At 47.8% G+C, this 24,594-nt stretch carries 21 protein-coding genes; 2 read left to right on the top strand and 19 right to left on the bottom strand.

Going from position 1 to position 24,594, the window contains the following annotated elements; genetic code table 11:
- Positions 1-13 precede the first annotated feature (13 nt).
- Positions 14-433: a hypothetical protein gene (locus tag AAIH57_RS09305; RefSeq protein ID WP_175397774.1), complete on the bottom strand. Its 420-nt coding sequence runs from the start codon at positions 431-433 to the stop codon at positions 14-16.
- 314 nt (positions 434-747) lie between these two features.
- Positions 748-2,127 carry an amino acid permease gene (locus tag AAIH57_RS09300; protein WP_430021426.1) on the bottom strand — a complete coding sequence of 460 codons (1,380 nt, stop codon included), beginning with the start codon at positions 2,125-2,127 and terminating at the stop codon, positions 748-750.
- Between the two features lie 445 nt (positions 2,128-2,572).
- Here AAIH57_RS09300 and AAIH57_RS09295 point away from each other — a divergent pair, with 445 nt between their 5' ends.
- Positions 2,573-3,568 carry a DUF4003 family protein gene (locus AAIH57_RS09295; RefSeq protein WP_430021425.1) on the top strand — a complete coding sequence of 332 codons (996 nt, stop codon included), beginning with the start codon at positions 2,573-2,575 and terminating at the stop codon, positions 3,566-3,568.
- A gap of 109 nt (positions 3,569-3,677) precedes the next feature.
- On the opposite strand, the gene AAIH57_RS09290 is transcribed toward AAIH57_RS09295, so the two are convergent.
- The 8 genes from AAIH57_RS09290 to AAIH57_RS09255 all read right to left on the bottom strand — a co-directional run bounded on the left by AAIH57_RS09290 (position 3,678) and on the right by AAIH57_RS09255 (position 12,811).
- On the bottom strand, positions 3,678-4,667 hold the full coding sequence (locus tag AAIH57_RS09290; protein WP_430021424.1) for a phosphotransferase: 990 nt from the start codon (positions 4,665-4,667) through the stop codon (positions 3,678-3,680).
- A gap of 30 nt (positions 4,668-4,697) precedes the next feature.
- Positions 4,698-5,216, bottom strand: a complete 519-nt coding sequence (locus tag AAIH57_RS09285; RefSeq protein ID WP_430021423.1) for an RDD family protein — start codon at positions 5,214-5,216, stop codon at positions 4,698-4,700.
- 47 nt (positions 5,217-5,263) lie between these two features.
- Entirely contained in the window at positions 5,264-5,992 is a 729-nt protein-coding gene (locus AAIH57_RS09280; protein ID WP_430021422.1) for an SMI1/KNR4 family protein, read from the bottom strand.
- 150 nt (positions 5,993-6,142) lie between these two features.
- A complete protein-coding gene (locus AAIH57_RS09275; protein ID WP_430021421.1) occupies positions 6,143-7,555 on the bottom strand; it encodes a serine hydrolase domain-containing protein in 1,413 nt (470 codons plus the stop codon).
- Positions 7,556-7,687: 132 nt separating this feature from the next.
- Positions 7,688-8,782 carry an ATP-binding protein gene (locus AAIH57_RS09270; RefSeq protein WP_430021420.1) on the bottom strand — a complete coding sequence of 365 codons (1,095 nt, stop codon included), beginning with the start codon at positions 8,780-8,782 and terminating at the stop codon, positions 7,688-7,690.
- On the bottom strand, positions 8,767-9,441 hold the full coding sequence (locus AAIH57_RS09265; RefSeq protein ID WP_430021419.1) for a response regulator transcription factor: 675 nt from the start codon (positions 9,439-9,441) through the stop codon (positions 8,767-8,769). Before AAIH57_RS09265 ends, AAIH57_RS09270 begins: the two co-directional genes overlap by 16 nt.
- 156 nt (positions 9,442-9,597) lie before the next feature.
- On the bottom strand, positions 9,598-11,778 hold the full coding sequence (gene gnpA / locus AAIH57_RS09260) for a 1,3-beta-galactosyl-N-acetylhexosamine phosphorylase (protein WP_430021418.1): 2,181 nt from the start codon (positions 11,776-11,778) through the stop codon (positions 9,598-9,600).
- A 13-nt stretch (positions 11,779-11,791) separates the two neighbouring features.
- Complete coding sequence (locus AAIH57_RS09255; protein ID WP_430021417.1) at positions 11,792-12,811, bottom strand: glycoside hydrolase family 88/105 protein; 1,020 nt, start codon at positions 12,809-12,811, stop codon at positions 11,792-11,794.
- Between the two features lie 401 nt (positions 12,812-13,212).
- Between AAIH57_RS09255 and AAIH57_RS09250 the strand changes: the two genes are divergently transcribed.
- Positions 13,213-14,154 carry an AraC family transcriptional regulator gene (locus tag AAIH57_RS09250; protein ID WP_430021416.1) on the top strand — a complete coding sequence of 314 codons (942 nt, stop codon included), beginning with the start codon at positions 13,213-13,215 and terminating at the stop codon, positions 14,152-14,154.
- 101 nt (positions 14,155-14,255) lie between these two features.
- On the opposite strand, the gene AAIH57_RS09245 is transcribed toward AAIH57_RS09250, so the two are convergent.
- The 9 genes from AAIH57_RS09245 to AAIH57_RS09205 form a co-directional block, all read right to left on the bottom strand.
- A complete protein-coding gene (locus AAIH57_RS09245; protein WP_175397785.1) occupies positions 14,256-15,614 on the bottom strand; it encodes an LLM class flavin-dependent oxidoreductase in 1,359 nt (452 codons plus the stop codon).
- Between the two features lie 269 nt (positions 15,615-15,883).
- Complete coding sequence (locus tag AAIH57_RS09240; protein ID WP_430021415.1) at positions 15,884-16,894, bottom strand: ABC transporter substrate-binding protein; 1,011 nt, start codon at positions 16,892-16,894, stop codon at positions 15,884-15,886.
- 97 nt (positions 16,895-16,991) lie between these two features.
- Positions 16,992-17,747 carry an ABC transporter permease gene (locus AAIH57_RS09235; protein WP_312884339.1) on the bottom strand — a complete coding sequence of 252 codons (756 nt, stop codon included), beginning with the start codon at positions 17,745-17,747 and terminating at the stop codon, positions 16,992-16,994.
- Between the two features lie 90 nt (positions 17,748-17,837).
- Complete coding sequence (locus tag AAIH57_RS09230; RefSeq protein WP_430021414.1) at positions 17,838-18,647, bottom strand: ABC transporter ATP-binding protein; 810 nt, start codon at positions 18,645-18,647, stop codon at positions 17,838-17,840.
- A 306-nt stretch (positions 18,648-18,953) separates the two neighbouring features.
- Positions 18,954-19,661 carry a DNA alkylation repair protein gene (locus AAIH57_RS09225; RefSeq protein ID WP_430021413.1) on the bottom strand — a complete coding sequence of 236 codons (708 nt, stop codon included), beginning with the start codon at positions 19,659-19,661 and terminating at the stop codon, positions 18,954-18,956.
- A 56-nt stretch (positions 19,662-19,717) separates the two neighbouring features.
- Entirely contained in the window at positions 19,718-20,110 is a 393-nt protein-coding gene (locus tag AAIH57_RS09220) for a hypothetical protein (protein WP_430021412.1), read from the bottom strand.
- Positions 20,111-20,185: 75 nt separating this feature from the next.
- A complete protein-coding gene (locus AAIH57_RS09215) occupies positions 20,186-21,364 on the bottom strand; it encodes a DUF4317 domain-containing protein (RefSeq protein WP_175397790.1) in 1,179 nt (392 codons plus the stop codon).
- 526 nt (positions 21,365-21,890) lie between these two features.
- On the bottom strand, positions 21,891-23,480 hold the full coding sequence (locus tag AAIH57_RS09210) for an ROK family protein (protein WP_430021411.1): 1,590 nt from the start codon (positions 23,478-23,480) through the stop codon (positions 21,891-21,893).
- Positions 23,477-24,592, bottom strand: coding sequence for a DUF917 domain-containing protein (locus AAIH57_RS09205; protein WP_430021410.1), 1,116 nt, complete (start codon positions 24,590-24,592; stop codon positions 23,477-23,479). Before AAIH57_RS09205 ends, AAIH57_RS09210 begins: the two co-directional genes overlap by 4 nt.
- Positions 24,593-24,594: the final 2 nt, after the last annotated feature.

The raw sequence follows: 24,594 nt of genomic DNA, 5'->3' as shown, positions 1-24,594 counted from the left end.
AGACCGAACCTCCCTATTTCTGATACTTATCAGTAATTTCATCAATCTTGTCTGTCAACTTGTCGATCTCGTCCGTGAGACTATCAATTTCGTTGGTTAATTTGTCCACATCTTTAATGTTCTTCTGAACTTCGTCAATGTTGCCACTAGTAGCAATTACTTTGGACATCACTTCTTGTGCAATCGATGTCACAAGTACCTGTACATGATCGGGAGCATCTTGTCCAACCTGTGCGACCAGTCTGTCAATCAGAGGTTTGATTTGAGATAGCGTAGTAGCTGCATTGGCAAGCTCACGACCACAAGAGTTCAATTCGGAATCAATCTTGTCCGACACCCGGTCAATTTTGGATTGAGTGATCTGGTCGATTTCTCTGATTACCTTGTCGATATCATTGGACATCTCACGTACTGCGCCTTTTCCTACTAACATTAGCAAACTCCCCCAGTATGTTTTACAAATTCTTCAATCCTCTTGATTATAAGGTAAGCCTCCATGCTGAGCAATAAATTACGTTGTTATTTCGACGCTTTTTTACAAATAAAAGGGCATTACTGCAGTTTTCGCTTCTCCCTTCTACGGATTTCCATAGTTTGAGGGAATTTTGCTTGTATATAACACATTCTTCCCCTATAAAACAAATAAAAATGCACTCCCTGAATGACATGTGAACCCCTTAAAGGTTCTCCGATGTATTCAAGGAATGCATGAAATGGAATTTCAAATTCAGAAGTTCATATAAAAGATTATTGTCCTTCTCCGCCATCTACCCGCTGTCTCTTGTCTATGCCAAATACGTAATATCCGATCACCACGATCGCCATAAATGTGGCACCAACAACCAGGGGTAAGCGTGTATCCGGGTTAAACGCCATGCCGATGATGACGAGGATCAGATACACGATGATAATGTAATTGCTGATCGGGAACCATTTGGACTTGAAGTTGTGATCAGCCATCTCACTACCCCAACGCTTTCTGAATCGGAACTGGCTGAATGCCAGTGCGAACCACGGTACCATCCCCGGAAGAACACTTGCACTATAGATATACAGGAACAGTTTGGAGTCCGGCATCAGGTAGTTCAGTATAACACCAATCAACAGCAAGGAAATGGTGACAATGATACTGTTGCGGGGAACTCCGCCTTTGGACAACTTTTTAAAAAAGGCAGGTGCCTGTCCATTCTCCGCAAGCGTGTATAACATACGGCCCGCACTATAGATTCCGCTGTTGCATCCCGACATTGCCGCCGTAAGCACCACGAAGTTGATAATCCCCGCAGCAGCTACGATACCAACCTTGGCAAACGTCAGTACAAACGGGCTTCCCGTCTGTCCGACTTCATTCCATGGGTACAGCGTTACGATAACAAAGATGGCACCTACGTAAAAGATCAGGATACGCCATACGATATTTTTGATTGCTTTACGCAGCGTCTGCTTCGGATTCTCTGCTTCCCCTGCCGTAATGCCGACCATTTCAACACCCTGATAGGCAGCCGTTACAATACATAGGGCGAATAAAAATCCTTTGATCCCTCCAGGGAAAAATCCCCCATGACTTACCAGATTCGATAGTCCAATCGGCTCTCCGCCGTTACCAAGACCGAAGAAGATTAATCCGGTTCCGATTACGACCATGAAGACAATGGCTGTTACCTTAATCATGGCGAACCAGAATTCGAACTCACCGTAAAATTTAACCGCAGCGAGATTCGCTGCCGCAATAATGAGTACCCCAGCGAGTGCAGGCAGCCACTGTGGAATGTCCGGAAACCAATAACCGACATGAATGCCGATTGCCGTAACTTCCGCCATCCCAACCGTTACCCAGAGGAACCAGTAACTCCAGGCAGTTAGGAATCCGGCGAGCGGACTGATATATTTGTGAGCAAATGTGGCAAATGAACCGGTGACAGGCTCCTGGATCAACATTTCACCCATAATACGCATGACAAAAAAGATAATGATTCCGGCCAGCAAATAGGCCAGCAGTACCGAAGGACCTGCCCATTTGATCGTACTTGCCGATCCCATGAACAATCCGACGCCGATTGTACCCCCGAGTGCAATCAGCTCTACATGCCGGGGCTTAAGCCCTCTAGATAGTTGCTTCGATTCCAAACGATTCTCCCCTTTTCTTGTGTGCAGCTTCGTGTTGTAGATTTCATTTTTATGCTCACATTAACGCAATGCAGAATTGCATCACCAAATTGTACGAGATGTGCCGCAGAAATACAACAAGGAATGTAAGGAAGCGCTTGAAATGAGAATAATTATCACTTATAACAATTTACAAAACCACTTTTCTGGCTTTTACTTTGGATAAGGAGGGGGTTAATCCCCTCCAAAAAGGAACCTCTTAAACCAGAGAGAAGGTTCTTTTGTTACCTCTACCCTTAGTTTAGTGGAACTCCCTCAGGACTATCCCCGTATTGTATTTCAGAAGATCACATATGGGGTACTGGTTATAGTTCCTATATTTTCTCATTCAATTGATATTATAAACGAGATCGGTCGATGTTAGACCACGACCCAAACCATGTAATAACATTCGGGAGGTCTGCATATGGAGCAGCAACACGCAGCACGAGTTGAATTATTCGTTTCCAACACCCAAATCATCAAGAAGTCGTTCAAGTGGCAAAATCCGATGATGCACCGCCTTAGTGCCCTTCTCTATGCAGCGGACAATAAAACTGCGGATGGCGAGGCCATTCGTCAGAGTCATGATCTGATGAAACATAATACAGGTCTCTTTTCTGCATTCAGGGGCAATTCGGCCATCAGTATCGCAGCCATGCTCTCCCTCACAACGGATCAGGAAACGAAGCTGGCGGAAACTTTGCATGTCTACGACCTGATGAAAGAGATCAAATTCCGCTCTTCCGATTTTCTCGCGGTTGCTGCTTATCAAATTGCTGTCCAGGCAGCGCCTGATCAATTTCAGTATACGGTAGAACGCACTAAGGCTTTTTACGATCAGATGAAAGCAAACCACCGCTTCCTTACTGCACAGGATGACTATATTTTTGCAGCCATGCTGGCTCTCTCCGATCTGGATGTGGATTCCGGTGTGGCCCGCATGGAACAGCTCTATCGTGAACTGAAGCCGGAGTTCTCTTCAGGCAATAGCGTACAGGCATTAACACAAGTATTGGTTCTTGGGGACGACAGTCCGGAATCGAGTCATCGCGTGTTGAGATTACAAGAGGCGTTCCGCAAACGCAGCATCCGACTGGATAAAACGTATACCTTATCTTCCCTGGGTGTACTCTCTTTACTGCCTGTGGACCAGGAAACACTTGTGGATCAGGTCCAGGAAACGTATGACTGGCTGCGTGATCAAAAGGGCTTCGGGGCATGGTCGATCACCAAACAGGAATTGCTGTTATTCTCATCTGCCCTTGTGGCGGTTCAGCATGTTGAGAATTTGAGAAATGGCGTTCTGACCACCACTCTCTCAACAAGTATCACGAACATTATCATCGCACAGCAAGCTGCCATGGCCTCTGCTGCCGCGGCATCGGCCTCTGCTGCCGCTTCATCATCTTCATCAAGCTAATGTTTGACAAGGCAGATTTATCACGAGACCAAAAGGCCCATCTGAGTCACTCAGATGGGTCTTAGATTTATTTAATTCAGTATCAAAATAATAAAACTTTTTTCCGAAACTATACGATTCCCGTTTCACGAAACTCCTCCATAAAACTGTCCAGCCAATCATCGCCATAATCCAGCGCACCCATATCACTTTCGATAAATGCAGCATCCAGACCCATGACCCAAAATCTGCGAGCGACAATGAACAGGTCGACGGCTTGTTCGTCCTCTGGAGAGAAGCTTCGTATCGAACGATAACCCGCCATGAGTGCCTTCCATAATGCTTCCTTTTGCTCACCAGACTGTCTCTTCCTAGCTTTCACTTGAGCCAGATCATACGCACGCCAGCCATTAGCCGTCCACTCAAAATCATAGTGTGTAAACGAATTCCCCTGCTGAAAAGCATTATTGTTGCCATGCATATCACCATGACACAGACCCCATTCCAGACTATGGCTGGATGCCGTAATACGCTTCTTCAGCTCCTGAGTAAACGCATACAAAAATGGTACTGCCTCATGTGACTCTCCGATATACGCCACAATGCGCGCGAGCGGCTGATCAATCAGAAATGATGTATCCAGCTCATATCTGGGCTGCTCCAGCACCACCTGATCCATAGCCTTATGCAGCTCCGCCGCAGATTGACCAAAAGCATAACAGGACTCTTCATCCTGCAAATTATTCTCGATCCCATTGATGTAACGGAACATTACGGCCATCCGTTTACCCTCCGGCGCATCCAGAACAGTGTATCCACTGTTGTCTTTCTTATTGAGATGCTCTCCTACATCAGCGCGCGCTGAAGAACTCAATATTGCTTTCAATTGAGACAGCACCGATAACTCCGCGCGTACCTCTTCTTCGCCAACCTCTGTTCGGTATACCCGAAGGATATACATGCCCGTGGACGTTTTTACCCGATAAGTATCATTCAATCCCCGCAGCCAAAATAAACATTCTTTCCATTGCCCGATGTCATATTGATCACTTAGAGCAAATTCCAAGTATTTCGGACTTAAAACGGATCGCAAAGCAGTTGGTTGATCAAATTTCTGCATATATATGCTCCTTCAGTTTAGTAATAAGCTTCAGCCAGCCCGCTTAACCACCTGTGTTTTTGCTAGAAGGTCGTACAAGGACTGCTTTCTCTTCGTAAATATTGCGGTAAAAATATACGTGAACATCAGGGCGTAGATTAGCCCGCCTATTACATAATACTGGACAGGAACAGCACCTTCTCCCACATGGACCAGCCGGTACACCAGATAATGCGAGAGCTCCCAAGGCAGGAACTTCAGAATCGTTCTGAATATAGCATGCGGTACTGACAAAGCATTTCCATTTTGATTAACAACCTGAATGGCCGTCTTCCTTTTCCCAAACGACTGTCCACCCACTGTTGAGTCACTAATCACAAAATATACGGAGATCGGTAGAGTTACCATTATAAAACCGGTAAGCTGAGCTACAGCAAGGGATCCATTAAAAAGCTCTTGCAAGGCAGGAAAGATGAACACGTTCACAACCAATAACAAGACCAAATAACCAAACATCAGAATGTAATCCAACAAAAAGGCTTTGATTCGAAGTAGAAATGTGGCATACATGCGAGTGACCTCCATTTCATCTCATATAAGGCTCTCCTTTAAAACAATCAACCAAGATTGGTTCTGTAGTCGGGCAGTTGACGATCTTGCGTTGCACGTTCCAACAAGCTCGCTATACTCTCTCTATTGAATGACGTCAGATATACAGCCAAAATATCATCTTCATTTTCCCCAATAGCCATTTCAAAGAGAAAAATGACACCGTCCTTACAAAATATTCGCCAAGCCTGAAGAGAGGACGTTTCCTGGATCTCATCCTGTTCGTCACACAATCCCCAATACGTTAGGTAATCCGATAAACCCCACATACTCTCGTCAAAAATAACCCAATAGGGCAGCCTGTCCTCCACCCCCATCTGAACGAATGCTTTGCTTACCAAGAAATTGGTGAGCGATTCGTTCTCCAGCGACCAGTCGGGATTGTTCCATGCGCACAGATACACTGGCGGGTCTTCCTGCTTCAGGTCGCTAAAACGAATACCACAATAGATCACCGACTCTTCACATTGATAGAACACCAGAAACCCCTTGTCCGTTGTAAAGAAATCGGGATCAGGCACGAATATATCATGCAGGGTCATCGGCTCATACTGATTACTGCACTTTTGCGTGATGAATCTGGAATGTCCAAACCTCTTATAATATTCACACAGAGCGGCTGGAAACGGCTTACCTAGACGACGCTCCTGCTCCTGAATGTCCTCCTCTGAAATGGAATCACTTACTTCATCATGACCTTGCAAGAACTCCGTCAATAATTTGAATTCCGCATTCACCTTACTCTCCTCCCCTCTCGAGAACGTATTTTTCAAAGAACAAAATCCCATGTTCCTTGGATTCTCCCCTGTGCTCCCTTCACCTTGTGAACCAACAGTAATTCGTCACCCTTTTGGATGACCGCGCCCACAGCCATACGTATCATCTATTCACCTCATGGATTTGGATATTCGGCCTTTCTTTGTATTCTGAACATAAACGTAATAATAACTAGCCAAATGTCCTATATTGACAAGCGACCATACAACAAGCCATATGATTGGAGACGACAGGGTAGTCCAGATGCCGAACCAAGGCAGCACGCGCCCTCCGCCGATAAACGTCATTAATGGGGACAGGGACAAGAGAATCAGGATTGGGATAAGCTTGCCGACCGTGATCAGAATCAATCTGCTGATTGTGATTGTGAGACGTTGGTTCTTCCGACGGATGCGAGAATAGGCATAGACGCCCCATACAAGCGTAGCGAGGATGAGCGCAATCATGATCATTTCCATGTTTCGGCCGTTCACAAAAGAGGTTTCGGGCTTCTCCCCCCTCATAATATCCGCGATTCCATCGATAAAAGCCGAGTAGTTCACAAAAGCATTTATACCCGAATTAAACATCACCGCGATGCCCAGCTGCTCATCCAAATACACCGTTTCTTCCGACTTGTACGTCCAGAAAATACCGCTATGGGAGATCGTTCGCCCCCCGGATTCATCTTGGGGATCTGCAAGCCATCCCATGCCGTACGGCCCGATGGCTCCGGCTTCATGATATTGTTTCATCAGATCGGGGGAAAGCAGGCGGCCGTGATATTGGGCAAGCATCCACAGCGACATGTCCTCAGCGGTTGATACGATGCCTGCAGGGCCCTCAATAAACCACAGTGGTTCCGATTGACTTACAGAACGTCCCAAACTCGAGTAATGTCCCGACGGAACAGCTTCATTCCCATCGATTTGCAGCGTCGTGCTGACACTAAAGGTATGATTCATTCCTAGCGGTTCAAAAATGTGCCTTTTCAGGTAATCCGAAAAGCGCTCTCCGCTGACGCTCTCCACAAGGTTCGCCAGCAGCACGTAATTGGGATTATGATAGCTGTAGGCGGTTCCGGGGCTATGGGCCAATTGAACCTCGGATATTAACCGGCTTGCCTCGTCCAGGGATTGGAATTGCGGAGTCCTCGTCATATCGGGATTTATTTTGTCATTGAGACCACTGGTCTGATTCAATAGATGGCGGACCGTAATATCACGAAAATGAGGATCCCGTGGGGAAAGCCCGGGAAAATAGGAAGCGTAAGCCGCATCCAGGTCAATCTGACCGTTGTCCGCGAGCTGCAGAACAGCCAATGCGGTAAAGGACTTGCTTAGCGAAGCAATGGGAAAAGGAGTTCCGCCCGTAACGTTTTGGCCATTTTCAAATGTTCCATAGCCTTTTGCGTAGAAGACCTCATCGTTATTGGCAATTGCCAATGATGCAGCCTTGATATGATTGGCTTTCATGCTCCGAGTCATAAATTCGTCGATGTCCCTCATGACTTCTGTCTTGTCTCGGGCTTCCGTGGCGGACACAGGGTTCACCCACATGGAACATAACAACAGTAAGCAGCTTATTGCGAAAAAAATACTTTTTTTCAGTTTTGGCATCATAACACTCCTTAAATCAAGATAAGGAAATGCTATCATGTCATTTTCAACTATTTATCAACTCGGGTCCCCAAACCCCAAACTTGCTGTCACACTTCCGCCACCGCGAGGTCCGTTTTCAACATGCAGGCTCCCTCCATGTTTCTTGCAAAAAACTTTGCAAACGTAAAGGCCCAGCCCGCGATGTTCGGTAGCATCCCACACCTCATCGCGGTAAAAAGGGAGATCGGCCTTGTGCAAGGCTTCGTCCGAGAAGCCCGGCCCGTCGTCTGAGACAGTAATCTTCATAGAGCCTTCCTGTACGATGTAACGAACGTTCACTTGACTGACTGCGTATCGTCCCCCATTGGCCACCACATTCTCGAAAATCTGCATGATGATATAAGGATCCACGTTAATTGCAGTATGATCACATTCCATGGAAGAGACAAAGCGTTTGCCGAATTTCCTTGCGATTTGTTCGCCGCTGTCATTCAGCAAAGCCGTCAATGAGATTACATCCGTCGACTGGCGATGCACCGGGACATCCTCCAGCTTCTGTATCGAGTTCATCGCCTCCACATAGCTCTCCAGACGTACAATGTGAAGGTTCATGGTATGAATCAGGTCCAGCACCTTTTCTTCCGACAATTTCTTCTCCGGCAGATAGGTGGAGAGAAGCTCGGCGTTTCCTTTCAACACCGCCAGCGGTGTTCTAAGGTCATGGGCAAAAATTGCATTGAGCTGCTTGCGCTCCTCTACCGAACGCCAGAGTGTCTTTACGTTTTTCTCCAACTGTGTGCGCATGCTTTCAAAGGCCGTGACCAGCTCTCCCATTTCGTCCCGGCTGTCATAGGAGATACGGAAGCCCAGGTCGTTGGCCGAAATGTTCTCGGATGCTCGCTTTAACAGCTCCAACGGACGTTTTAGTTTCAATCTGTAAAACAAAACGGCCATGGTGACAATCCCGGCGGTCACAGTTAGCAGCACCGCCGCGACGAGGGAAGGCAGCACCCAATCCGTTTCACCATAACGCAGCCGCAGGTTCTCCGCCCAAGCGAACTCCAGGGTTATGACGGCCAGCACGGCAATGAGCGTGACCACGCATAACAGGATAAAAGATTGCAGCAAGGTAAACGGCTTCAGCAGCAGCCTGTTCATAAACTTGGCCATTTATATCCTACTCCCCAAACGGTCTCGATTCGGTTAGAGCAACCAAACTCCTTAAATTTGGAGCGAATTCGCCGGATATGCTCCGCCATCACACTGCTGTCACCTTCATTGTCCAAGCCCCATATCTTTTCATATATGCGCTCCTTTTCAAACACCATACCTGGATGCATTGACAGCAGTTCAATAATAGCGAACTCTTTTTTGGCCAGAGGAATTCGCTCATCCCGGTAGTAGAGCTCCCGGGCCGTATAATCAATGACCAGATCATCGTTAAACCTCACCGAGGATTTAGTCTGGATTCGCCGTTCCCTGCGCAAATGCGCTTCGACCCTGGCCCCCAGCTCATGAATGCTGAAAGGTTTCAGAATGTAGTCATCGCCTCCAGCCTGAAATCCGGCTATTTTATCAGCATCTTCGATTCGAGCCGTTAAAAATACAATCGGGCAAGAGACAAAGTCTCGGATTTGCTCGCATAATTGAAGACCGTTCTGCTCAGGCATGTTGATATCTAGCAAAACGAGATCGGGTTGTTGTTCCACTTTCCGTAGCGCCTCCCGGCTGTTCTTGGCCGTCATAACGGTATATCCATTGATTTCAAAATAATCGGTCAGCAGCTTGAGAAGATCCGTTTCATCGTCAACAATCAGTATTTTAGGCATCCATGCTCTCTCCCGTATCCAAATATTTGAATTTAGCATAGCAAAAATGAGCTGGCTCATAAAGAAGGGAATCCAACAACATATTCATGGAGAAAATCCTGTTCAGCTAAAATAGACCGCTCCCTAGTCAGGGAAACGGTCTATGAAGAAGATATTTTATGAGGACACCGATTTGGTTACGCCAATCTTGGTGATAACCGTATCATACGGGGCCAGTTCCAGCGTTTGTTTTCCATACTCTGTATCGATCGTTGTTTTTTGCATCTGGTCGCTGTTGTTGATGACAACCAATATGTTACTTTCCGGATAGTAAGCACACTCGGTATACAGGTTATCCGGGATATACTTCGTTTCTTCGTACTCATGGCCAGCATAGCGAATCAGATTCAACAGCAATCTGGTATTCTCCCAGTTGAATGCGAATGCAGGAAGATAGATTCCTTTTCCTTTGCCGAAGGCATGTGAAGACAGCGTAATGCAGCCATCCGTTTCGTGCAGTACCTCAGCTGTTCCATCCGTGAGATAAATACCGTTCTTAGGCGTAATGCTGGCCTCATCCGGTACTAATCCATGCTTATCCTGAACCTCATAAGACCATCTTCCATGAACGACTCTGGAACCAGTATCCTCATCCACCCCAAGAACATGTGCCATTCTGAAAAAGTTGTCGTATCCCTCGATCGCCGAAGGCTGATTGATGCCGATAAAGGTACCACCCTTATGCACCCATTGCGTCAGTAAATCCACACATTTGTGATCATTCCAGTGGTCTCCACCGCTCCATGCGGAACCGGCAGAACCGGCATTGATCACGACATCGCAATCTTGCAGTACGCCCTGACGAATGTCTTCAAAATCAATGAACCGCACTTCAACCGGCAATCCGGATAAGGCTTCATTGACATGAATCAAGTCATGCATATAGGTTTCATGGAAATGCCCGGACAACGTCCACGATCTCAGTTTGCCCCAGCTATGCAGAACAGCTACCTTGGTCTTGATCTGATAAGGTTTGCCAGCCTGGTGCAGCTCTTTCATTCCCCTGAATTCATTCGCAATCTTTTCAATGTAATCCACAAAATCCGGGTAAGGCTCGACCAGGTGCAAATAACCGCCCAGTCCGATCCGGTCAATCGGCTCCCTGAGCAGGGCACGCCGGATATTAATCCAGTATTTCTTGGCATCCAGCGTTGGGTCGCCGCCCTCCTTGAAAGTAGGGAGGCCGCCTAAACCAACCGGGAACAGGTATGGGTGCAGCCGGATTTCATGCGTGTCCACGTCGATCCCCGAACACATCCTTGCCTCATACCCGGAGAATACGCATTTGATCATGCCATCGAATCCAAACTCTTGAAAACGGTCATTATAAGGTTCCATGCCGACCCAACTGTCATCGTAGAAGACATAGGCCAGCTTGTTATGTTTGTGTACAATATCAATCAGCTTTTTGCCGAATTCAATCACGAAATCATTGATGAATGCCATCCAGTCAAGCTTCCGCTGATCCGCAGGGATATGACTGACCTGATATTTCCCGCCATTCACGAAATCCTCAGCCGTGAGGGAATAGCCGACCTTTTTGGCAAACAGATCAAGTGCTCTTGAACTTACCGTAAAATCATATGAACCCCAGTCCGAGAACAGATGACGGTTCCGCTCACTGCTGCCCCAGATCCAGGCGAAATTATAGAACAGGGAAGTAAACCGGACAACGGTCGTTTCCTTGTGCTCCTGACACCAATTTTCCATCCAGTTCAGCAAGTATGCTTGAGTTTCTGGATAGATGGGATCAATCTGCATCAGGTGTTCTTTGTCCCAGTCATTGGTCGTGTGGTTGTACATGGAGATCTCTTCCCATATCCGGTAAACCATGAAGCTGACGGTGTATTTATGCCACGGAACAATGCCGGTAATGACCACATTGCCGGATTCCCGCTCATAATTCCATTGTTCTCTCGGCACTTCTTTCCCCGTCGTCCGGTCATAGACCTGCCAATACTTGAACGCTTCCCGGGAATCGTTAACCCGGAACTGTTCAGCGAAGAAATCCTCCATCAGGTAGATGGATAGGTAATCCTGCACGGCCACCTTGGGGTTCGTAATCAGGAAACACTGCTGCAGCTTATCCGTATTGCGGGAAGCCCACTCGTTGTGATCCCGGATAATACAGATCGTCGAATAAATACCGTAACCTGCATTGATAATCTCATCCGACAATTTGGTACCGTCACTGTCACGAATGACATCGGCACCCCACCGTTCAGCAAGTTCCAATGTCAGCGCCTCATAACCCGATTCTCCGGGCAGGGTAAAGGCTCCCGTTGATTTTTTGGACAAATTGGATCTCCTCCTATCTCAACATGTCGGACAGAAAAGCGAGTGCCAGGCCTTGACCCCAGCCCTGAATCCAGTCTTTGGGGATATTACGATATCCTTCACGATCCTTCATTACAGCCGTGCCGCCGGATACACCCAGTACGCGCCCGTCTTCGGTGATGTTTTTCAGAACGCCATCCAAAGCCTTTTGCACATATTTGGTATGCAGCGGATTGCCGTTATTGATCATAGCTGCCGCTATCCCGCAAGATGCCGATACTTCTTCATAGGACTCCTCGTCGTCCAAAACCGTCCGCCACAGGCCGTTCTCCGTCTGTACCAGCTTCAGTGCTGCCAGTTGATCCCGAAGCGAACACTCGACGTCCATGCATTGCGGATACAAATACCAGTCCTTCAATTGCGGTTTCACCTGTGACATCGTATAGGCGCCCCAGGCGTTCGCTCTGCCCCAGTAAAATCCCGACATGTGGTCCTTGTTAACGTTGTTATAGCCGTGATACCAGAGACTCGTGCTCGGGTCCTGCAGGTATTTGATATGCCAGTAATACTGATTCAAGGCATCTTGAATCATGGCCTCATCTTTTAGTTTGCTGCCCACGCGCAGCAGGAAAAATGCAGCCATAAACAAGGTATCCGCCCAGGCTTGTTCCGGAAAATCATTGGCAACGGATACGGTATGCTGCAGCACGTTGTCTCCGAAGCGGAGCGCATGGTTCTGGAGATAGTCCACCTTGCTCAAGACAATATCCCAATATTTCTGATCCCCTGTTTCTTCATACAAGGTAATCAGCATATGGCCCATGGCACAGGTGTTAACCGTCCAGCTTGGCAGACCGAGCTCAATGTACTCATCCGCCCACTGAACCAGCCTGTCCAAAACCTCCTTGTTCCCCGTCGTTTGATAAGCTCTGGTTACACCATAATAGGCCACGCCGCAAGGCCAATCCCACGTTAGATCCATGGCCAGCGTTTTTTGGGTGACGTTATCGATGACCTTTAAAATCTCTTCCCTGTCATATTTCACTTGAAGCATTGGTATTCCCCTCTCCTGCGCACACGCCCCCAAGTGCGCCCTGAGAGGTGTCCGTCCATTATTGTAAACGCTTTACTTATCCCATTCTACGCAGTAAAATAGTGTCAATCTAAGCATATTCACAACAAAACTGCGCAATTTCAACCATTTATGAATAATATCTAAGGTTTACACTAAGTCACTCCGCTGTCAGAACAATCTTCCGATCGCTGTTATCCCCAGATTTTTTTGATTCCTTTTCTATGGGAAAATCAGGTGATAAAGGCGAACACTCTGCTTCTCCAGATTTGTTCTGCCCTCTCCGTTACCGTTTAATTGTAGAATTTCATCCTTTTTAAAAGTTACCTTTACTGTAGTTTCTAATAAAAATGGACTCCAATTAACAAATAGGGGGATCGTATATGCCTAAAAAAAAGAAGCCTGTCATTGAATATCGCCATTACAGCCTGCCCATTCACTTTCCTGTGCTGCTGTTAAGCGGTGAACGTTGGAAAATATCCGATATCAAGAGCGAACATCTTCATTTTCATAACCATCTGGAGATTGGCATCTGTTATTCGGATAGCGGCATCATGGAAATCAAGGGAGAATCCGTTCCCTTTCAGGCCGGCGATGTAACCTTCATTCCCAGATATCTTCCCCACACAACATACAGCACGCCTAATACAGCCAGCCTGTGGGCTTATATTTTCTTTTCGCCAGAGGACCTGTTTCAGCATTCATTGAAAAGTACATACCGTGACTTTGAGCCGAATTTATGGGCTGTGCAGGGAACGAACTGTGTGCTAAGCAAGGAGCAGCATCCCAAGGTGTATACCCTTGCCACATCGATCGTTGAGGAGTTGAAACAACAGAACCCCTACTACCAGGAAAGTGCCTATGGCCTGATGCTGTCCCTGTATATCGAACTCCTGCGGATTCATTCCAGGAATCAGCCCCTGGCAGAACAGGGTCAAGACCATAGTCTGAAAGGCGATCTTGTTATTTCACCGGTGCTGGAGTACATCACCAAAAATTATATGACCCCCATTACCATCGATTTTTTGGCCGATCTATGCCACTTGAGTACAACACATTTCCGCAGAAAATTTCATGAAATTATGGGTACGACGCCTCTCGATTTTATCAACAGCACCCGGATTGAAGAGGCCTGCAAGCAGTTGAAAAGCACGGACAACTCCATTCTATCGATCTCTGAGCAAGTTGGTTTCCACTCCATTTCCAGCTTCAATCGCTGCTTCTCCAAGCTGATGGGGAAGTCGCCCAAAGCATGGCGCAAAGGCGCACAATCCGAAGTGCAATCCGCGAAAGCGTCCATATTGGAGTTTACGGGGTGGGTGTAATTACTAAACAGAAGGCGGCTGGTATCCTCCTCTAAATGGGTAAACTCCAGTTCCCTAATGTAAAAAACGCAACCCCGAAAGGTTGCGTTAATGTTCATCCCTTACACGTTCTCTCCAGTGTTCGCGCCGGTTAATGCCTTTTCGCGTGTTTTTACCGCAGGCACAGATAACCCCAGATTCCCTCGAAGGGTGCTGCTTTCATATTCTGTACGGAATAAGCCCCTCCGCTGTAATTCCGGTATCACCAATTCAATGATGTCATTAAAACCCTCCGGGAAATGCGGTGGCATAATATTAAAGCCATCTGCACCTTCATTCAAGAACCATTCTTCCAATTGATCCGCGATTTGTTCCGGGGTGCCGACAATTTCCCGATGGCCGCGCGCTCCTGCAATTCGTTCATAGATTGCACGTATCGATTGCAGATTCTCCCGTTTCGCAATTTCGCGAATGATATTGTAGCGGATTCGCGGATTCGTCTCATCTTCAATGGAACTCGCTTCCGGCAGTGGTTCATCGACATCATACCCCGACAGATCAATATTGGTAAAAGCGGACAAATACGCCAATCCTACTTCAGGCAATATATAGCTGTTTAATTGCTGCTGTTTCAATAAGGCTTCTGCCTCTGTTTTGGCAACCGTAATAAACACACCAGGCATGATTTTCAGGTCATCCGGTTTACGCCCGTATTTAGCCAGTCGCCCTTTAACATCCCGATAAAAGACTTGTGCTTCTTCAAGGGTTTGCCATGCTGTAAAAATAACTTCCGCCGTCTTCGCTGCTAACTCTTTTCCGGATTCAGAAGATCCGGCCTGAACAATCACGGGATGTCCTTGCGGTGTTGTCGGGGAATCAAGCGAGCCCTGCACCTTAAACCAGGCACCCTCATGGTTAACGGGATGTACCTTCTCTACATCTAAATACCGTCCTTTTTCCTTGTCGATGACAAGCGCCTCATCTTCTATGGACAACCAGAGTTGTTTGACAACGTCCACGAATTCCTCGGCGCGTTCATAACGGAGTGCATGCTGCAAATGCTTATCCTTACCAAACAGGAGAGCTTCTCCATCATTGGCGGATGTGACTACATTCCAGGCGGCACGTCCTTTGGACAGATGATCAATGGCTGCGAATTTACGCGCTACATGGTAAGGGTCGTTATAGGTCGTCGTCAACGTGGCCGTTAATCCAATATGTTTCGTCACCGCTGCAAGTGCTGAAATAATAATAACAGGGTCCAGCTTCAGTGAGGATTGTGCATTCCCGGAAAGCCTCTGACCCAATACATCGGCAAAAAACACCATATCGAATTTGCCACGTTCAGCTGTCTGTGCAATTTCCGTTAAATAATCCAAATCAAATGCGCGGCCTGCACCTGAAGAAGGATGACGCCAGCTTGCGACATGATGGCCGGGCAGATTAATGAATGCGCCTAATTTCATTTGTTTTCTTGTCATACGAACCACTCCCTTATCTCATATTAAAAACTAATCTATATAAACCGAACTACTCAATCACACAAGGACACTGCAAGTACAGTACCATCTTCCGATCGCTGTTATCCCCAGATTTTTTGGTTCCCCTTTTCTAAGGAGAAAATCCGGTGATAAGCCTATGCTTCCGATGCAGCTTTCATTCAGAAAGCTTTCAGGCGAGCGCTTCGCTTCTCCAGATTGGTACTGCCTTTCCGTTAACGTGTGTATGTTTTTGCGGTTTATATAAAAGATTATTTAGCAAATGGATTATACTCGTTCGTATATAAATCTTCCGGTTTTAATTGACCTTCTTTTAGCTCGCCATTATTCACAAGCCAATCGATCCAAACCCCATATTCCGATGGAGTAATCACGCCCCCCTTTTCCGAAATGCCCGTACTCTTCCAATATTTCAGATTTTCTGTCGTTTCCTTTCGTTCACGCTTATTTACAATGTCCTCAAACCGCTTGATGACTTCTTCCCTGGGTGTGGTTTGGGCCCAATCAATGGCTTTGGCAACCCCGTCTACAAATTGCTTCACCGTGTTCGGATTCTCCCGGATATACGCTTCACTGAAGAAATAATCGCCCGCAGTAAACTCCGTTCCAAACACATCGATATCTCTAAAAATTTCAGTGATCCCGCCTGTTGCCAAAGCCCTGTCCCGGCCGATTCCGCTTAGTAACACTACATCAATCTGTTGATTACGCAGAACCTGCTCCGCGCTCGAACTCGGAACCGTCACCAAAGTGACCTGTTCGATTTCTTTCTCAGTCAGGTTGCCTTGTCGTAAATAGTCTTTGAGCACAAACTCCAGATGGGCACCGAGAATATTCACCCCTACCTTTTTCCCGATAAAGTCTTTAGCGGACTTGATTGGCGCCCCTTCGAGTGCATATGCTCCGATGTACGTATGTTCATCACTGCCGTATGAACCGATGACGGATTTTATTTTCACGTTTTGGGAGTAGGATTTGATAATGGCCCCATTAAATGCTGAACCAAAGTCAATTTGTTTTGTCGCGGTTAATTGAATACTTTCCGGTCCCCCAACACTGTCCCCTATAGATTCCAACTTCAAATCCCCTAAATAACCCAAATCCGCAGCCAGTTCCGGAAAAGAAACACTTCCAGGTGAAGACTGATATTGCAGAACTTGATCTTCTTCACCGCTCTTCGCGGAGGTCTTGGGATCTGAGCAGCCTGATAAAACACCACTTACCAAGCCTACAAGTACAAGGATTCCTAATGTTCGCTTCATCTCGTTTCTCCTCCTCCAAACGATTTCTTTCCATAACTCATTAATTACATCGATTTAGTAAGAATTAGCCTTAAAAAAAATCAATTCATAATCCGTACTATTCATTCACTTGCTGCTTCCATTTGGAAAATTTACGTTCAAGCATACTCAAGCCTTGGTTGATGATTAAGCCCAGCAAGGCAATGGTTAATATGCCAGCATACATTTGCGGGATCTGAAAGTTATATTGGGAATACGTAATCAGATAACCCAAGCCTTCTTTGGCTCCTACCATTTCTGCAGCAATTAACACTAATATCGCCCCTGTGCCTGCCATGCGAATACCGGTAAAAATGGTTGGTACGGATGCTGGCAAAATCACCTTAAGAAATAATGTAAAGGACTTAATATTCATGGATCTTGCTGCTTTAATAAGTAAGGGATCCACGTTACCAACAGCAGCAATCGTATTCAGAAGAATGGGCCATGTGCAGGCAAACAGGACGATAGCAATCTTGGAAGTTTCCCCGATTCCGAGCAGCAGCATAAATACGGGGAGCAGAGCTAGTGCGGCAGTATTTCGAAACAATTCCAACACGGGATTTAACAACTGTCTGGCTAATGGATACCAGCCAATCAGTAACCCTAACGGGATCGCAATAATTAAGGCTAAGGCGAATCCACTGAAAGAACGAATGATACTCGCCAGAAAGTGAGTGAAAAGTTCGCCTGAAATGATCAAACTCCACAACGCCCTGATCACTTCGGAAAAGGCAGGGAAAAATGCTGCATCTACCAAGCCCGTCCTTGGTGCAATTTCCCATAGTAAGATCAATGCAATTAACACGACAGACTGTTTGAACAACTTAAGCACACCGGAAAAGGCAACAGGGCTTCGTTTACCAAGCTGTAGGGTTGAACGAGCCGTTTTTACGGTTTCGATAGGAATACACTCCTTTATCCATTAGATATAAGCACCGCGATATTCGGGTTCATGCAGTAGACTCCATACTTCATGGCGAGCCTTCACAAAATCAGGATGGGAGCGAATGTCCGCATCTTCGAGTCGCGATTGAAGCGGAATATCCACGATTTGTCTCACCATACCGGGCCCTGGTGTCAACACGACGACTCGCTCTCCAAGATAAACGGCCTCATCAATGCCATGTGTAATAAAAATGATGGTCTTTTGGGTTTGCTGCCAAATACGCAAAAGTTCACTTTGCAGGGATTCCCGTGTTTGAGCGTCCAATGCGGCAAAAGGCTCATCCATTAATAAGACATCTGGGTTAAATGCAAGGCTTCTGGCAATCGCCACACGCTGCTTCATCCCTCCGGACAGCTCGTGCGGATAACGGTCTCCGAAATGCGTAAGCCCGACTAACGCAAGATAATGCTCCACTTGCTCTCTACGCTCCTGCTTCGGGATGCCCTTGGCTTCCAAACCAAATTCAATATTGCCGCGCGCAGTCTTCCACGGAAATAATGCATATTGCTGAAATACAATGCCTCGATCAAGCCCTGGGCCAGTAATGGTTTGGCCATCAATTAAAATGCGTCCGTGTGTAGGTGAGGATAAACCGCTAATCATATCCAGCAAGGTTGATTTTCCACAGCCACTCGGGCCCACTATAGTTATGAATTCGCCTTTTCTTACCGAAAAGTCCAGGTCTTTTACCGCTGTAAAGGCTTGTGTTGCCTCCTTTTGCTTAGGATCGCGCACACTGAACGTTTTGGTGGCACTCTCAAATCTGATTTTTTCAGCAGCAACCATTGACTTCACCTCTTCAATTATATTGGGAGAGTAACAAAAAAGGCTCAGGCGACAACGACAATCGTTGCCACCTGAGCCTCTGGATGAACCAGTCAGCTTACATTCAATTAACTAAAACTTAAATATTTCAAAACTTCATTAATCTGATGTGTTTACTATATTTTAGTCCCACATGATTGTCAACAACTACTTCAAAATAATGTAATTTCATCATGTGAACTCTATTCCACTTCAGTCGAAGGCCATGCAAATAATGGCTATCCCTTGGACAACATTATGGTTTACTACAATCCGTGCTGCCTTCCTTTAACATCTTACATACTTACGTTTGAAACCAATTCGATTTTTATCTACGGCATTTTGAATGGTTTCGGAAGCATTCAGGAACTTGCTCTTGGGCTTGTCCTTTTGAACTTCGACGGGACCGATGACCTTCGCTGTTTCAACGGCCTTGTCATGCAGCGGAACGTAGGACACGCCCACGGTGTATACGAAACTGTTCATCGAATATTGGGTCCGTTCAGGAGATTGGTGGATCCTCGCTTGCACGTCTTCCAACATCTTGCTCAGCTTCTCCTCGGAGAACTCGGTATCCTTTCGATTGCCAAGCAGCCAGCAGTAACAGCTCCAACCTGCCGACATTTTCAGCTCTTCGCCGCTGGCAATCCATTTATCCGCCACCTGCTGGGCGATATCCGTTTCGGACAGCGTGACGGCAACGATGAAATCGGAGATCATGTAAAAATAGGCGTCCTCGATCCACCGGTCAAAATCCGCTTCCGTCATCGCTTTCGGATCGGCAATCACGCCTGCAAAATACATTGCATCGTAATTCCCCGTTGCGTACAGCTGCTCAGCCAAGGCCTGATCCTTTTTGATTTTTCGGGCAATCGGCTTCATCGCTCCCGTAGCCACACCGAATAGTGGTTCATGTGCACCATTGGACATGTATATTTTTTTTGTGCGATCCTTGCCGAGCGCCTCAAGCTCCTGCATCACTTCTTCCAAATTCATGATCACAACACTCCTTGATTTATATTGGAATTGGGGTGTTTCATCTGCTGCAGACCTCAGCTGTTTTCCAAAACATCATTGAAAAGTTGCCCACCACCATCGACATCAATGATTTTAAGGCGACTCGTGTTTTTGATAAAAATGGTCTTGTATTTCTCTTCACCGTCCTGGTTTGCGAGAAGAAGAATGCGTTCGTTTTCGTTATCGGTTACCGTTCGAAAAGTATAATCCTGCGAATCAATAGTCCGAACAATTAAGTCATATTCGGGAAGTGAAGACCACTCACCGTGGTCCGGGCTTTCCTCTGCTTGATCCTTATCTTGCTGCGCCGTCTCGTCCGGTGCGGATTGCTCATTACTGCCGATATCGTTGACGGGATTGGTCTCGTTCGAATTGCAGGCCGTCAGCATCGTTGCGGCTGCAATCAAAATCAAAAGCATTTTGTTCACCCTAAGTCATCTCCTGTTGCATAGTGCTTTTTATGGGTACGGTACCTGATCGTTGTCCTTCAAATTAAACGTGATTTAATTTATGAGCGTCTCAGAAGCTAGCGTAAAGCCCTCGATTGCGACATCTTCGTCGACTTCGATCATGATGCAGCGTTTACCTTGAAAATTAACCTGTTTTACGTACCTCAAATCCTGCGGGCTAACCGAAATTGTAGCTACCTTGGTTTCGATCTTAATGGATTTGGAAGTAAACTTTGGCATGACGCTGGTCGCTTTCATCTCATAGTTCTTGTTATCCACGATCGTTTCAAATGCCCGTTCTACCTTCTCGGTCGTCACGTCTTCCACGCCGCTTGCGTTCAGCACGCGCTCCAGATCTTTATAATCCAGCTTCGGAGGTTCTTCCTCCTTCGTCTCTTCGTTGATTTCGATTACCCGGTTAATTTCCTCATACACCTGTGCAATCGTGGCTGAATCGAGCTCTTCGCCGGCCACTTCCTTGACGATATCTTCGAAGATTGCTCGTTCTTCCAGTGCTGTCACGGATCTTTCTCCGTTTAGGACCTGTTCGACAAAATGCGGATCCGGGAAATTCGATTTTCCCGTACAATACAAAATGCGATTCACATCGGAATAGTTGTCCGTCACACTCGGGTACAGGAATCCTTGCTCCGGCGTGCTTAATTTGATAATTGGATCGACAATGACATTGTACTTGAACTCCCGCTCCACATAATCGAACAAGAGCGTCTTCCGTTGTTTTTCCGTAGAATTCACGCTGCATAGAATGAACGGATGGGCGAATACCTCGTTCTTCTCGCTCTCTTCCGCTTCATCGTTTCTCGCCTTGGTCGGCAAATAATACTGCCCTCGGACAAACGTGACCACCATATCCCGCTCATACTTGGCATCCGCCAACATTCGATCCACGAGCACCAGCATCAAGTCCTGCCATTCTTCCGGATCACCTGACACCAAAGCTTGGTGAAGCAGCACCTGCGCCGGTTCCTCCGCTTGCTCCTGAAACTTCAACTCGAACAATTTTTGATCCAGTTCGCCGGTCAGCAGTTTTTTAAAATTCCCCATGTATAACTCTTGCTTCTCGCGATCCACCAGTTCGAACGGATGGCGTTCCCAGTGGTAGACTTCATTCGTTTCCTTCGTAATATAGACATTGAGGATATCGTAAATGTTCAGTAAATCGTGATCCATTTTAAATTGCTTGCGTATATTGGCGACTTCTTTTTTGTTCATATCGGATTCGGCAGCTCCTTAGATATATTCTGGCTTATATAGTATAAATTATTGAACGTAAATTTGTTAGCGATCTTGCAGCTAGCATTGCTGTGCCTAGGGTCAATTCTCCTGTGCCCTGATCCTCTATTGTGGCATATTTGAATACCTGAGTCGAGGACATTTCTATGAAAAAAACATCTTTCTTCACTGTGTGAATTTCCTTTTTTCTCGGACCCGCAGCATTGGAGATATTATAAAAGAAGCCTGCCAAAGGGTGCTTCCTTTGCTCATTCCGATGCAACGTAAAAAAAGGCGCACCTGCTCATCTTGATCCAAGATTGGCTGGAAAGCCTGTTCACAGCATGAAAAATGACAGTACGGGAACATTTCCGTACTGCCATTTTTTTATGCTCATTTGTTGCTGCGTCATTCGCCGCCGAGCACCGTTATGCGTATGCTCGCCGTCCATGCGCACGAGTATCATTGGCTAATCGCGCTCTGGGATTGATACCATTGCCAATCAAAACTCCCATACCATGCGATGTTACAGCTTGCCCGCAGCTTTCACTTTTACAAGCAGCGCATTGCCTGGCAGATACGCAATCGGAATGTCCTCGACGGATACGATCTGTACCGTCTCCGGATTCGCTCCAGCAGCTGTTGCCTCGTTCATGGCGCTCTGCTTCGCATCGCGGATGACGTCATCATAGCTCCAGTCGTCCAGCGAATAGATCCGCTCCGACTCACCGCTAACCTCTCCCAGCGCTGCGCCAATCGCGTTCGCCGCATCATAATTGTCCGGCCGGATAATTCGGCTCGCCCCGGCCAGCGTATCCGGCACCAACAGGCTGCCACCGCCAACCAGAATGACATCGACCGGGTCGGCACTTGTCTTCATCCGGTCAATGGCATCTTCCAAACTCTGCTGCATGACTGCATCCACCTTGCGGCAAACAGCTTCGTCCACCGCATCCGCGTTTGTGCCCGGCCATGCGGCCCGGCCCAACTTCACAGCCACGTCCGTCGTCGTCAGCGTATCGCCGCCGAATATAAGGGCCCGTTTCGTCAGCTCATAGCCCACGCTGTCCGGGCCAACCGTTACGCCACCCTCTTCATCAAGACGGACGACTGTACCGCCGCCAAGGCCAATGGACAAAATGTCCGGCATCCGGAAATTCGTGCGAATGCCGCCGATATCCACTGCTGCCGATGACTGACGCGGAAAGCCTTGCACGAGCACACCGATATCTGTTGTCGTGCCGCCGATATCAACGACCAACGCATCGCTCAGTCCGGACAAGTGTGCAGCGCCCCGGATTGAATTCGTTGGCCCGCAGGCAATCGTCAAAATCGGGTAACGAAGCGCATATTCACTCTTCATCAACGTGCCGTCATTCTGGCAAATGTACAACTGTGCATTGATGCCGAAGCCGTTCAGCGCTTCTTCGAAGCCGCGCACCACACCCGCAATGACTTGCAGCAGCGCTGCGTTCAATACGGAGGCGTTCTCCCGCTCGAGCAGTCCAATGCTGCCAATCTCGCTGGAAAACGTGACCGGCATGTCCGCACCCAACACTTCGCGTACGATATCGCCAACCCGCTTCTCCTGCTCACGGTTCACGGGAGCAAATACCCCACACACCGCCACTGCGTCAACTTCACCGCTCATCCCGCGGCACAGTTCGGCGATCTGCTCTTCGTCCAGATTCGCGATCTTACGACCGTCATACTCATATCCGCCAGAGGCAATATAGCTATGCGCTCCAACTGCAGCGCGCAGCGATTCGTCCCAGCCAGCAAGCGGCGGAACAGCCGTCGTTGCCGGAGCACCGATGCGAATCAGGCCGACCCGGCCGAGATGTTTACGCTCCACGATGGCATTGGTACAATGCGTGGTACCAAGCATTGCATAGCGGATGTCTGCTCCATTCACGCCGCTCTCCTGCAGCAGCCTACGAACGGCTTCCACAATACCCTCGTTTACGTCGGCAGTCGTGTGTACCTTCACCTTGTGGACGCAGCGCAAGTCGGAATCCAGTAGTGCGGCATCCGTATTCGTACCTCCCACATCAATGCCGATGCGGTAAATTTGGTTTGCATCTGCCGTAGAAACATCGTTCAAGTTGTCATTCATTCCGCAGCACCTCTCTTCGAAGCCAACGTCTCAATCGGCACATAATCAAAGTCATAACCGAAGTATCTCGGCCCAGCCGTCTCGATGCCTTTTGGCGTGCGCCATTTGTCATCACATGGCAAGCCTGCTACCGTCACCCGGGCACCATACTTCAGGTTCTCCGTCGTTACCGGCATACCCGTATCCTGATCCAACAGTGTAATCAGATCAGGCGTAATCGCGAGTGGTTGATCATCAACAGTGGCGAGCAGGAACTCATTTTGGAAAAACAACCGCATCGTTTTTCCCTTATTCTCGCCTGTACCTTCAAATACCGCTTCGCCGCGCGTAAAACCGCCGTCCATACGGCGGCGGATATCCACGGCCTTGCCATGGAACAAGGCATGACCATTCAGCTTCGTAAGCAGTTCACGCACAGGATTCAGCTTCTCCTGCTTCGCTTCGAACAACGTCCGCCCGATCTCATAGGCGAGCGTCAGCGTACCGCCAATCGCGCTCTGCTTCGCCTGCGCGCCGGATACCGGATAATCGCATATGGAGGCAGAACCACCCATCTCTACCGTCAGCGCACGCGCCATCCGTTCTTCCCACACGCCGTCAATGGTATGCATCAGCGCGCTATTGCCTCGCTCGTCTGCCATCGCCACCGGACTGCAAGGGATGCCTTCCAGATGGAACGTGACCATCTGTGATTCGGGAAACGCACGCCCCATCGCATCGGCATCGACGAGCGGAATTCCGCGCTGTGCCGCCGCAATGACCGGAACGAGCGAGTTGCCGCCGCCGACCTCGATCGGCATGACAGCATCCACCTTGCGGCCAAGTTCTCTTTCCATCAGATCAAGCGGTTTGGTCAGCTGTTCTGCGGAAGGTATTTTCTCCAGCATCACCGTCGGCGCTCCAATCATCGATACCGGCACGATAAGCCCTTCATCATCGAGCTCATCAAGCTGCGCGATTCGGACCGGACCATACTTGCGGATCGCCTCCATGGCCATCAATTTTCCGACATGAGGGTCGCCTCCGCCGCCTGTGCCCAGCACCGCAGCTCCTATCGCGATATATTCAATTGCCTGTTCATCCAACGTTGTTAATGTGGTTGCCTTGTTCATGC

This window comes from Paenibacillus sp. MABNR03 (genome assembly GCF_050455445.1).
Lineage (GTDB): Bacteria > Bacillota > Bacilli > Paenibacillales > Paenibacillaceae > Paenibacillus > Paenibacillus xylanilyticus.
This window is presented reverse-complemented; position numbering and strand designations above follow the sequence as displayed.